This is a genomic window from Mycobacterium sp. (assembly GCF_049673265.1).
In the GTDB taxonomy this organism is placed as follows: Bacteria; Actinomycetota; Actinomycetes; order Mycobacteriales; family Mycobacteriaceae; genus Mycobacterium.
This window is the reverse complement of the sequence record NZ_JBATXN010000624.1, coordinates 1-10,574: the sequence shown is the minus strand read 5'-3', so window position 1 is coordinate 10,574 and position 10,574 is coordinate 1. Positions and strand designations below refer to the sequence as shown.

The 10,574-nt window shown below is 64.1% G+C and carries 12 protein-coding genes; 10 read left to right on the top strand and 2 right to left on the bottom strand.

The window, feature by feature from the left end:
• A partial coding sequence (locus tag WBF82_RS21095) for a hypothetical protein (protein WP_424384876.1) occupies nt 1-84 on the top strand: 84 nt, incomplete at its 5' end.
• Here WBF82_RS21095 and WBF82_RS21090 read toward each other — a convergent pair.
• Nucleotides 52-810, bottom strand: a complete 759-nt coding sequence (locus WBF82_RS21090) for a MerR family transcriptional regulator (RefSeq protein WP_424384874.1) — start codon at nt 808-810, stop codon at nt 52-54. The two genes, WBF82_RS21095 and WBF82_RS21090, sit on opposite strands and share 33 nt — an antisense overlap.
• A 97-nt stretch (nt 811-907) precedes the next feature.
• Between WBF82_RS21090 and WBF82_RS21085 the strand changes: the two genes are divergently transcribed.
• From WBF82_RS21085 to WBF82_RS21075, 3 genes are read left to right on the top strand one after another with little or no spacing between them, the layout of a single operon-like run.
• Complete coding sequence (locus WBF82_RS21085) at nt 908-2,227, top strand: cytochrome P450 (protein WP_424384873.1); 1,320 nt, start codon at nt 908-910, stop codon at nt 2,225-2,227.
• Entirely contained in the window at nt 2,224-3,714 is a 1,491-nt protein-coding gene (locus WBF82_RS21080) for a flavin-containing monooxygenase (RefSeq protein ID WP_424384875.1), read from the top strand. The genes WBF82_RS21085 and WBF82_RS21080 overlap by 4 nt, the downstream gene beginning before the upstream one ends.
• A gap of 50 nt (nt 3,715-3,764) precedes the next feature.
• Nucleotides 3,765-4,406 (top strand): TetR/AcrR family transcriptional regulator, encoded by a 642-nt coding sequence (locus tag WBF82_RS21075; protein ID WP_424384872.1) that lies wholly within the window; start codon nt 3,765-3,767, stop codon nt 4,404-4,406.
• Between the two features lie 13 nt (nt 4,407-4,419).
• Here WBF82_RS21075 and WBF82_RS21070 read toward each other — a convergent pair whose 3' ends face one another.
• Nucleotides 4,420-4,707: a GlsB/YeaQ/YmgE family stress response membrane protein gene (locus tag WBF82_RS21070; protein ID WP_424384871.1), complete on the bottom strand. Its 288-nt coding sequence runs from the start codon at nt 4,705-4,707 to the stop codon at nt 4,420-4,422.
• 194 nt (nt 4,708-4,901) lie between these two features.
• Here WBF82_RS21070 and WBF82_RS21065 point away from each other — a divergent pair, with 194 nt between their 5' ends.
• Genes WBF82_RS21065 through WBF82_RS21040 form a run of 6 tightly spaced genes read left to right on the top strand, consistent with a single transcriptional unit; the run spans nt 4,902 to nt 10,546 of the window.
• Nucleotides 4,902-6,092 carry a lipid-transfer protein gene (locus WBF82_RS21065; RefSeq protein WP_424384870.1) on the top strand — a complete coding sequence of 397 codons (1,191 nt, stop codon included), beginning with the start codon at nt 4,902-4,904 and terminating at the stop codon, nt 6,090-6,092.
• A 30-nt stretch (nt 6,093-6,122) separates the two neighbouring features.
• A complete protein-coding gene (locus WBF82_RS21060; protein ID WP_424384869.1) occupies nt 6,123-6,572 on the top strand; it encodes a type II toxin-antitoxin system Rv0910 family toxin in 450 nt (149 codons plus the stop codon).
• Between the two features lie 2 nt (nt 6,573-6,574).
• A complete protein-coding gene (locus WBF82_RS21055) occupies nt 6,575-7,450 on the top strand; it encodes a MaoC/PaaZ C-terminal domain-containing protein (RefSeq protein ID WP_424384868.1) in 876 nt (291 codons plus the stop codon).
• Between the two features lie 18 nt (nt 7,451-7,468).
• Nucleotides 7,469-8,338 (top strand): SDR family oxidoreductase, encoded by an 870-nt coding sequence (locus tag WBF82_RS21050; protein ID WP_424384867.1) that lies wholly within the window; start codon nt 7,469-7,471, stop codon nt 8,336-8,338.
• 10 nt (nt 8,339-8,348) lie between these two features.
• The gene (locus tag WBF82_RS21045; RefSeq protein ID WP_424384866.1) at nt 8,349-9,584 is read left to right on the top strand and encodes an acyl-CoA dehydrogenase family protein; all 1,236 of its coding nucleotides are present in this window, start codon (nt 8,349-8,351) and stop codon (nt 9,582-9,584) included.
• On the top strand, nt 9,581-10,546 hold the full coding sequence (locus WBF82_RS21040; RefSeq protein WP_424384865.1) for an alpha/beta hydrolase: 966 nt from the start codon (nt 9,581-9,583) through the stop codon (nt 10,544-10,546). Before WBF82_RS21045 ends, WBF82_RS21040 begins: the two co-directional genes overlap by 4 nt.
• Nucleotides 10,547-10,574 lie beyond the last annotated feature (28 nt).

The window sequence follows — 10,574 nt, the reverse complement described above, 5'->3', positions numbered from 1 at the left end:
GCCGACGGCCGGGTTATCGCGCTGCTCCGCGACGAGGGGCCGAAAACCAAGTCAGTCGTGGTGATCCGACCGGCCACTCTGTGATGGCTTGATGCCGTCCAGCGCCCGCTCGGCCTGCCCGACCTCGCTCAACATCACCGCTGCCGCAGCGTCGTCGAACGCGGCTTGCTGCAGGTGCGTGAGCAGAACGCTCACCAACTGGCGGCCTCGCCCCGCATGGTCGGCCAGCGAACCCCAATCGGGCGCAGCGAATTTCGACGACACGAACGGCTCCCACACATCTTCGGCGTAGGTCCGCAGGATCACGTCGGCGATGCGGCGCTGGTGCTCGCGGACATCAACCAACGTGGCAACCATCCGCTCCAGCGCGACGCCCATGTCGGTAAGGCCTTCGATCAGGTCCAGTGTCTCTGCGTCGCGCACCGACACCGGGTCACTGTCGGCGTCGGCGACCAGGCCGAGCTTGGCCAGCTGCGCGGCAGCGCCGGCGCCGAGTCGGTTGTCGAGCTCTGCTCGGCTAATCGTGATGGGGCCGGCTGTGCTGAATGGGGCCAGCACTTCGGCCGCCAGGTGCCGGATGTCACTCTCGTTGCCTATGCCGGTGTCGATCATGCGCCGGATCAGGTCGAGCGGGAAGCCTTCGGCGTGCAGCTGCTGCACCCGCCTGATCCGCGCGACGTGCTCGTCGGAGTAGATGCCCACACGTCCGCGGCGGGTAGGCGGAGGCAGCAAACCCTGGCGCTGCCACTCCCGGATATTGCGCGAGGACATGGAAACGTGCTGGGCAAGCTCGTCGATCGTGATCTCCATATGACGCTGATCTTAACCCCATTGTCTGTTACAGAAATAATTGTTACGGTCATGTTTGCATCGGTTGATCGGATCCGGCATGGCGGACGGAGGAACCGTGACCCTCAAGCACGACCTCCGGTTGGCAACGTCGATGGCGCGGCCGTTCGCGGAAGGTCTCTACACCAACGTCACCACCGATCTGGGCGCAATGCTCAAGCGCCGCGAATATCCGGACATCCACGAGACGTCGTTTGACCCCTTTGATCCGGTGACCGCTGCCAACCCTTATCCGGGATACGCGGAACTGCTGGCCGGCCCGCGGGTCCGATACAACCGCAAACGCAACATCTTCATCCTCAGCCGCTATGACGACGTGCGCGCCGCGGCCCGCAATGCCGCGACGCTGTCCAACGCCGAAGGCGTGACTCGGTCCCGCGCCGAAATCCCGGTGCTTCTCAACCTGGATCCACCGCGACACACCGAATTGCGGCGCAAGGTGCAGCCCGCGTTCGCGCGCGGCGCGCTGTCGGGGTGGCAGGAGACCGTAAATCAGCTTGCGCGCGAACGGGTCTCGGAGTTGATGGCCAATCCGGGATCGGATGTCGTGCAACGGCTGGCGGTGCCGTTGCCGATGCGGATGATCGCGCACATTCTCGGCATTCCGCCGAAGGACGAAGAATTTTTCCGGTACTGGTCCAACGAGGCCGTGCGAGTGGCCAATATCCAACTAACACCAAAAGGGTTGTGGCAGATGGTGCCTACCCTCAATGGCGTGCGCCATCTGCATTCGTACTTCTGCAGCCGGATCGACAGCCGCGAGCTGCTGGGCCGCGACACTCTGCTGGGCCATTTGGTGGCCACCGCAGGCGACGGCGAGATCAGCCGCGACGAACTGTTCTACTTCGCGTTGCTGCTCCTGCTGGCCGGCAACGAGACCACCACCAACCTGCTGAGCACGATGTTCCTGACGCTGTCGGAAAACCCCGACCAGTTCGAGCTGATCCGGCGGGATCCCGACCCGCTGATTGGCAGCGCGATCGAAGAACAGCTGCGCTTCTCGTCGCCAATTCAGGGCTTCTATCGCACAGCGAAAACCCCATACCAAGTAGCTGACGTGACAATTCCAGCCGGTGCGCGGGTTGCGCTGCTATGGGGTGCGGCCAACCGCGACCCGCGGCAGTTCGACAACCCCGACGCATTCGTGGCAGCGCGCAATCCGTCTCACGTTGCGTTCGGGTCGGGAATTCATCTGTGCCTTGGCGCGAGCCTGGCGCGGATGGAGACTAGAGCGGTGCTGTGCGAACTCACCGAGCGGGTAGAGCGCATCGATGTGATCGGTATACCGGAGTGGACGACCAATAGCTCGTTGCGCGGCCTGGCCCACATGCGGGTGGCGCTGACGCCGCGAGCGCAGGCATCGGCCCCGGGGGCCTGATGCGCCGCGCGCCGCGGGTCGTGATCGTCGGCGCCGGGATGTCCGGGCTGTGTCAGGCGATCCTGCTCGACCGCGCGGGCTTTCGCGACGTCACTGTGCTGGAGAAGGCCGACCGGCTCGGCGGGACCTGGCGGGACAACCGCTATCCGGGGCTGACCTGCGACGTGCCGTCGCACCTGTACCAGTACTCGTTCGACTTGAATCCGTCGTGGAGCCGGGTCTTTTCGCCCGGCCCGGAGATCCAGAACTACTTCGAACAATCGGCGCGCCGGCACAACATCGAACGAATGATCCGCTACCGCACCGAGGTTGTCGACGCCCACCACACCGGGCAGCACTGGCGGCTAACCACCCATGACGGAGAAACTCTGGACGCCGACTTCGTCATCCTCGCGACCGGCTTTTTGCACCGGCCCCGCACGCCGGACTTCGCGGGTATCAACGACTTCGCCGGCCAGATCGTCCATTCGGCACGGTGGAGCGATGACATCGAGGTGTCCGGCAAGCGGATCGCCGTCATCGGCAACGGCTCCACCGGTGTGCAGCTGATATCGGCGGTGGCCGGGGTGGCGGCTCACGCCACGCTCTTTCAGCGCACCCCGCAATGGGTCGCCCGGCTGCCCAACCCGTCGATACCGCCGGCCGCTCGCGCGTTGCTGAGCCGAAGCCGGTTGCTTAGCAGGGCGCTGCGCCGGGCGGAAGACGAATCGTTCAAGGTTTTCAGCGTCTTCCTCACGCGGCCCGGATTGCGCCGACGCTTGGTCAACAGGGGGTGCGAACGCAATCTCGCTTCGGTCGTCGATCCGGTATTGCGCGCCAAGCTCACTCCGGACTACCGGCCCGGGTGCAAGCGACTGATCATTCACCCGGACTTCTACCGCCAGGTGCAGCGTCCCGACGTGACCGTGGAGACGACGGCCATCGAACGGTTCGAGGAGCGCGGCATCCGGACCACCGACGGCCGTCTGCACGAGGCCGACATCGTCGTGCTGGCAACGGGATTCAACGCACACGATTATGTGCGTCCCGCGACGGTCCGCACCCACGGCGGCCAGACGCTGGATGACATGTGGTCAGCCGGTCCTCGCGCCCACAAGAGCGTCGCCGTCCAAGGCATGCCGAACCTGTTCATGCTGCTTGGTCCGCATTCCCCGATCGGGAATTTCTCGCTGGTGCAGGTTGCCGAAGCGCAGGCGGCCTACGTGCTCAGGTGGATTACACGCTGGGCTGCGGGGGAGTACGACACCCTACGACCCACGGCCGCTGCTATCGACGCCTACGTTGAACACATTCGGCGCGGGTTGCCCGGCACGGTGTGGACGACCGGTTGCAGCAGCTGGTACCAGGGACCCGACGGGTCGCCGGAACTGTGGCCATATCTCCCACAGGACTATCTGCGGCTGCTCAACGAGCCCGATGATCGCAGCTACGTCATGGACAGCGGTGTCGGTGGGCGCCGAGACTCAACTCCGTCACCGATGCGGTAGTATTACATTCCCAGTTGAATGTATCTACTTCGAAAGGTTGTGCGGTCGCGATGGCGGCGGAAGTCAACGGACAGCGTGTGCGGCGCACTCAGGCGGAGCGCACAGCCGCCATGCGGACGCGGCTGCTGGACGCCACCATCGAATGCCTGGTGGCTTACGGCTACGCGGGGACCACCACCCAGCGGGTAGTCGAGCTTGCCGGCGTTACCCGGGGCGCGCAAATCCACCACTTCCGGTCGAAGGAAGATCTGGTGGTCGCGGCCATCGAGCATCTGGCTCAACAGCGTGCGCAAGGCGCGATTCGCGAACTCGGACGCGTTCAGAGCAGCTCCGATCCCGTATCGGCGATGCTGGAGTTCCTGTGGGAAGCGCATCAGGGCCCGATGTTCATTGCGACGCTGGAGCTTTGGGTTGCCGCCCGAACTGATCCGGTGCTGGCTGAACAGGTCGAGCGGGTGGAGCCCGTCGTCAACAGCACGCTGATCGCCGCCATCGCCCAACTGCTGCCGGAGCACCCCGCGCAAAAGGAGCTCCGCAATGTCGTCTACACCGCGATGGACGCGCTGCGCGGAGTCCTTGTGGCGAGCTTTGTCGACCGCGATTCACAGCGTGCACGACGCCGATGGGACCGCGCGTGCGTGCATCTGCGCGCGGTCGCTACCGCCGCGCTGGCGTCAGCATCGTTGGGCTGAGCCGACGAGCGAGCTACCGAAGCACGCTGCGGCGGCTGCGAGTACCCCTTATCGCTTCCCAGATCGCGATGAGGACGACGGCAACGCCGACGCCGACGAGGAATGGAATCCACGCGATTCCACCGTTGGCGTTGTGGTATGCGAAGAACTTGGTCACCACCCACGAGCCGATCAAGCCACCAAGGGCGCCGAGGACAATCGTCATGATCATGCCGATGTCTTGTTTGCCCGGCATGACAAGCCGCGCCACCAATCCGATGAGCGCGCCCACGATGAGGGCGAGGATTATTGATCCGGCCATTACAGCTCCTGTCGTCGCGGCGCCCCGGCTAGGCACCATCTCGACTGCGGATACCCGGGACCGAGCGGCTTATAACTTATAAGACACATGTTCAGCTGGTCGCGGTGCTCGATGCGTTCGGGCCGAAGCCACGCAGGCTTTTGCTAGATACGTTCCGTAATGTATGTTTGTGGGAAGGTACCGGAAGGAGTGACATGGCGGACAAGGTCTACGTCGTCGGCGTCGGGATGACGAAGTTCGAGAAGCCGGGACGGCGCGAGGGCTGGGACTACCCCGACATGGCCAAAGAGTCGGGCACGAAGGCGCTCGAGGACGCCGGCATCGACTACACGGAAGTCGAGCAGGGCTACGTGGGGTATGTCTACGGCGAGTCGACGTCTGGCCAGCGGGCTCTCTACGAGCTCGGCATGACCGGCATTCCGATCGTCAACGTCAACAACAACTGCTCGACTGGGTCGACCGCGTTATACCTTGCCGCCCAGGCGATTCGGGGCGGTCTTGCAAACTGCACCATCGCGCTCGGGTTCGAGAAGATGAAGCCCGGCTCACTGGGGACGATGTACGACGACCGCACCCAGCCGATGGACAAGCACGTCATGGCAATGGCCGAAATCTCCGAGGTGCTCTTTCCGGCGGCGCCCTGGATGTTCGGGGCCGCCGGTCGCGAGCACATGAAGCAATACGGCACCACCGCAGAGCATTTCGCCAAGATCGGCTACAAGAACCACAAGCATTCGGTGAACAACCCGTACGCGCAGTTCCAGGAGGCGTACACGCTGGACGACATCCTGGCTTCGCGGATGATCTACGACCCGCTGACCAAGCTGCAGTGCTCGCCGACCTCTGATGGGTCCGGCGCGGCGATCCTGGCCTCCGAGGCGTTCGTCGACAAGCACGGCCTGGCCGGCCAGGCTGTGGAGATCGTCGGGCAGGCCATGACCACCGACTTCGCCAGCAGCTTCGACGGCACCTGCAAGGGGCTGATCGGCTATGACATGAATGTGCAAGCCGCGCACCGCGTTTACGACCAGTCCGGACTGGGACCCGAGGACTTCCAAGTCATCGAGTTGCACGACTGCTTCTCCGCCAACGAGCTGCTGCTCTACGAGGCACTCGGTCTTTGCGCCGAGGGCGAGGCGGGCAAGCTGATCGATGGCGGAGAGACCACTTATGGCGGTCGCTGGGTGGTCAACCCGTCCGGCGGGCTGATCTCCAAAGGACACCCGCTCGGCGCCACCGGCTTGGCGCAGTGCGCGGAGCTGAATTGGCAGCTGCGCGGCGCCGCCGACGAGCGCCAAGTCGACAACGTGTCGGCGGCCCTGCAGCACAACATCGGACTCGGCGGCGCGGCTGTCATCACCGCGTATCAGCGGGCCGAACGTTGAACCGGCCGAAGAACTCAGGAGGGATCACCCGTGGGACACATTGAAGCGACCAGAGATCTGTCCGCCAGCCCGGAGGCTTTGTGGGGAACCGTCAGCGACCTCGCCAACTGGGACAAATGGTTCACGGTTCATGAGAAGTGGCTTGAAGAACCACCCGCAACGCTCAGCGAGGGAGCGAAGTTGACTGCCAAGATCGTCATGCTGGGGATGGCCAACAAGATCGAGTGGACGATCGAATCGGTGGACGCGCCGCGCAGTCTTGTGCTGTCGGGCACCGGAATGGCCGGCGTCAAGGCGCAATTCACCTTCACCATCGAGCCGGCCGAAAGCGGTTCCAATTTCACGGTGTTCGGCGACTTCGACGGCGCGCTGATCAAGGGCGCGTTGGGCAAGGCGGTGGAGAAGGACGGCGTCAAACAGCTCGACAAGACGCTCGACCAGCTCGACGCGTTGGCCGCGGCAGGGTCTACTGAGGGCTAGGCATGGCGACTGAGCAGCTGGAGTTCGATGACTCTGGGCTGAACCGCTGGACCGACGACGAGCGGTTCGAGGTCACCCGGGAGCGGCTGGCCGAGTACGCGGCGGCCACCAACGACCCGATCGAGGCGCACCGCAGCGGGGACATCGCGCCGCCGGTGTTCGCGATAGTCCCGGTTTTCGAGGCATTGCTCATGCCGGCCGTCGATGTGATGCCGATCGAGGCGATCCCACGAGTCGTGCACGGCGAGCAGGACTTCCACTTTCATCGGCCCATCCGACCCGGAGACAAGCTGGTGTCGCGAGGCAAGATGATCGGATACCAGGGATTGGAGAAGGGTACCCGCGCCGCGATCGCGCTGGAATGTCGCACCGAGGACGGTGAGCTGGTCAACGAACAGTACGTCACGACCTTTGTACGGGGTTTCAAAGTCGGTAAAGCGGTCGGCGAACTCAGCCCCGAGCACAAGTTCGACGAGAAGTTGCGCGAGCGGGCACCGTTGGCCAAGGTCGTGCAGCACATCGACAGCGATCAGACCTTCCGTTACGCGCCGGCTGCCGGCGATCCGATGCCGATCCACCTGGATGATGAGGTGGCCAAAGACGCCGGGCTGCCCGGAATCATCGCCCACGGGTTGTGCACGATGGCTTTCACCTCGTGGGCGGTGCTCACCGAGCTTGCCGGTTCGGATGTGAACCGGCTCAAGCGATTCGCGGTCCGTTTCTCCAAACCGGTGCTGCCCGGCGACGATCTGGAAACCCGGGTCTGGGATGTCAGTAGCGCCAACGGAATCACTAGCTACGCGTTCGAGACAGCCAAAGGTAATGATGCCGGCGTGGAATGGGTCATCACCGACGGGCTGGCGGTAATAGCCGACTGAGATCGAGGAGTCCTATCAATGGGTGCACTAGAAGGCCGCGTCGCGGTGATCACCGGCGCGGGCCGTGGAATCGGCCGCGAGCACGCGCTGCTGTTCGCCAGGGAAGGCGCCAAAGTCGTTGTCAACGACCTCGGCGGCGACAACGCGGGCAATGGCTCCGACAGCAGCCCGGCGCGCGAGGTAGTCGACGAGATCACCGCCTCCGGTGGCACCGCCGTCGCCAGCACCGAGAATGTCGCGACCTGGAGCGGCGCGGAAAGCATTGTGCTGCAGGCTATCGCCGAGTTCGGCCGGCTCGACGTCTTGGTCAACAATGCTGGGATCCTGCGGGATTCGTTCATCGCCGGCATGGAGGAATCGCATTGGGACGCGGTGATCACCGTGCATTTGAAGGGTCACTTCGCGATGCTGCGGCATGCCGCCGCCTACTGGAAGGCGCAGTCGAAAGCCGGTGACCAACCCAACGCAGCGGTAATCAACACCGCGTCGGGCTCCGGGGTGACGCTGCCGAATGCCGGCCAAGCCAACTACGGTTCGGCCAAAGCGGGCATCGCGGCTATGACGCTGATCGCCGCCGAGGAGCTAGAGCGTTACGGGGTGCGGGTGAACGCGATCGCACCGATTGCCCGCACGCGGCTCACGCTTGCCACCCCGGGCATGGGTTCGCTGATGGCCGAACCGGAGGAGGGTGAGCTCGACCTGTTCAGTCCAGCGAACATCTCGCCGCTGGTTGCCTATTTGGCGACCGAGAAGTGCCCGATCACGGGCAAGGTGTACGCGGTTCAGGGCGGGGCGATTTCGGTGCTGGCCGGCTGGCACGACGTCGAGACCATCGAGACCGACGGCCCGTGGCTGATTGACGATATCGCCAGTCGCCTGCCGCAATAAGGAGCAGATGATGTTCGAATGGTCTGACACCGACCTGATCATGCGGGACGCGGTGCGCGGGTTCATCGACAAGGAGATCCGGCCGCATCTCGACGGGTTGGAAACCGGTGAGCTGTCGCCGTATCCCATCGCGCGCAAACTGTTCAGCGAGTTCGGCCTCGACGTGCTGGCCGCCGAAGCGGTCAAGTCGATGCTGGACAAGGAGCGAGCCGCCGAAGCTGAGACCGAGAAGCCCTCATCGGCCGGATTCGGAAATCTGGGTGCGCAGGCGTCGATGGCCGCGGTGCTGGTGTCCGAACTGGCCGGGGTGAGTCTTGGTTTGCTTGGCAGCGTCGGTGTCAGCCTCGGCCTGGGTGCGGCGACGATCATGAGTCGCGGCACCCTCGCGCAAAAGGAGCGCTGGCTGCCCGAGCTGATGACGCTGGAAAAGATTGCGGCGTGGGCGATCACCGAACCAGACTCAGGCTCGGATGCGTTTGGCGGGATGAAGACCGCGGTCAAACGCGACGGCGAAGATTACCTGCTCAACGGACAGAAGACGTTCATTACCAACGGGCCGTACGCCGATGTTCTGATCGTCTACGCCAAACTCGATGACGGTTCGGTCGACCGGCGCAATCGGCCGGTGTTGCCGTTCGTGCTCGATTCCGGCATGCCGGGGCTGACCCAGGGTAAGCCCTTCAAAAAGATGGGCATGATGTCATCGCCGACTGGCGAATTGTTCTTCGACAACGTCCGGCTCACACCCGATCGGCTGCTCGGCGAGACCGAGCAGCACACCGGCGGCGACGGTCGGGAGAGTGCGCGGGCGAACTTCGCCGCCGAACGACTCGGCGTCGCGCTGATGGCGTTGGGAATCATCAACGAATGCCACCGGCGGTGCGTCGACTACGCCAAAACCCGAACGTTGTGGGGCAAGAACATCGGTGAATTCCAGCTCATTCAGCTCAAGCTGGCCAAGATGGAAGTCGCCCGGATCAACGTGCAGAACATGGTGTTTCAAACGCTGGAGAAGATGCAGGCCGGAAAGGTGCCGCCGCTGGCCGAGGCTTCGGCGATCAAGCTGTATTCGTCGGAGGCCGCCACCGACGTCGCGATGGAGGCCGTGCAACTTTTCGGCGGCAACGGCTACATGGCCGAGTACCGGGTCGAACAGCTGGCCCGCGACGCGAAGTCGTTGATGATCTACGCCGGCAGCAACGAGGTCCAGATAACCCACATCGCCAAGGGCCTTCTCACCGGATGACCCTCCAGAGGACGGCAAAAAGTCTGCGGCGCAGCTCAATCGCTGCACTTGACCGGCTGTCCTATATTCCGGTCACCGGGCTGCCCTTCACCATCATGCTCAACGTGTTGCTCTCCCAGCGGTGGCTGTTCGCCGGAATGCGCCCGGCGGCCGACTATCTGATTTCCCGCACCACCCCGGTGGTTCCCGGCATCCGGATCAAACCGGTGTCCGCAGCGGTGCGAGGGGAGTGGGTGTGGGCCCCCGAGGCAGACGACGGCGTCGGGGTGATCCTGGTGCTGCACGGCAGCGGCTACCTGATCTGCTCGTCGCGCACACATCGCGGGTTCGCGTCGCATCTGTCCAAGTTCTCCGGCATGCCGACATTCGCCATTGATTACCGGCTGGCACCTGAGCATCCTTTTCCAGCAGCCGAAGACGATGCATTCGCCGCGTACCGTTGGCTGCTTACACAGGGCCACGACCCGGCCAGACTCGTCGTCGCCGGGGACTCGGCCGGCGGGCACCTCGCGGTCGCGCTTGCCTTGCGGCTGCGCAACGAAGGGCTGCCCGCCCCGGCTGCGCTCGCTTTGTTCGGGCCGCTGATCGATCCGGCATACCGAGCCTGCATTGCCGACTCGCGTCCCCGGCAGCAGCCACTCGATCCCCGTCTGGCCGCACGCGCAGTCGCATTGTATGTCGGTGCCCACGATGCCGCGGACCCGCGGCTGTGTCTGCTCAATGCCGATCTCTCCGGTCTGCCGCCGATCCAGATACATTATGGAACAAGGGAAGTCATGCGTGCCGACGCCGAGGCGTTTGCTGCGCAGGTGCTCGCATCTGGTGGTCGCTGCGACGAGCAGGTCTGGCCTGGTCTGATGCACGGGTATTGGCTCTGGCCGCGTGACCAGGGATGGACCAGTCTTGAGACGGCCGGATTATTCCTGCGCAACGCGGTTTCCGAAGCAGACACCGCGTCGTGAACACTTCACTACCCATGCTCGCCAAGGC

What these genes read in the sequence shown, in the direction of transcription:
- WBF82_RS21090 (WP_424384874.1), bottom strand. Translation starts at nt 810, where the DNA reads ATGGAGATCACGATCGACGAGCTTGCCCAGCACGTTTCCATGTCCTCG.
- WBF82_RS21075 (WP_424384872.1), top strand. Translation starts at nt 3,765, where the DNA reads ATGGCGGCGGAAGTCAACGGACAGCGTGTGCGGCGCACTCAGGCGGAG.
- WBF82_RS21070 (WP_424384871.1), bottom strand. Translation starts at nt 4,707, where the DNA reads ATGGCCGGATCAATAATCCTCGCCCTCATCGTGGGCGCGCTCATCGGA.
- WBF82_RS21065 (WP_424384870.1), top strand. Translation starts at nt 4,902, where the DNA reads ATGGCGGACAAGGTCTACGTCGTCGGCGTCGGGATGACGAAGTTCGAG.
- WBF82_RS21055 (WP_424384868.1), top strand. Translation starts at nt 6,575, where the DNA reads ATGGCGACTGAGCAGCTGGAGTTCGATGACTCTGGGCTGAACCGCTGG.
- WBF82_RS21050 (WP_424384867.1), top strand. Translation starts at nt 7,469, where the DNA reads ATGGGTGCACTAGAAGGCCGCGTCGCGGTGATCACCGGCGCGGGCCGT.
- WBF82_RS21045 (WP_424384866.1), top strand. Translation starts at nt 8,349, where the DNA reads ATGTTCGAATGGTCTGACACCGACCTGATCATGCGGGACGCGGTGCGC.
- WBF82_RS21040 (WP_424384865.1), top strand. Translation starts at nt 9,581, where the DNA reads ATGACCCTCCAGAGGACGGCAAAAAGTCTGCGGCGCAGCTCAATCGCT.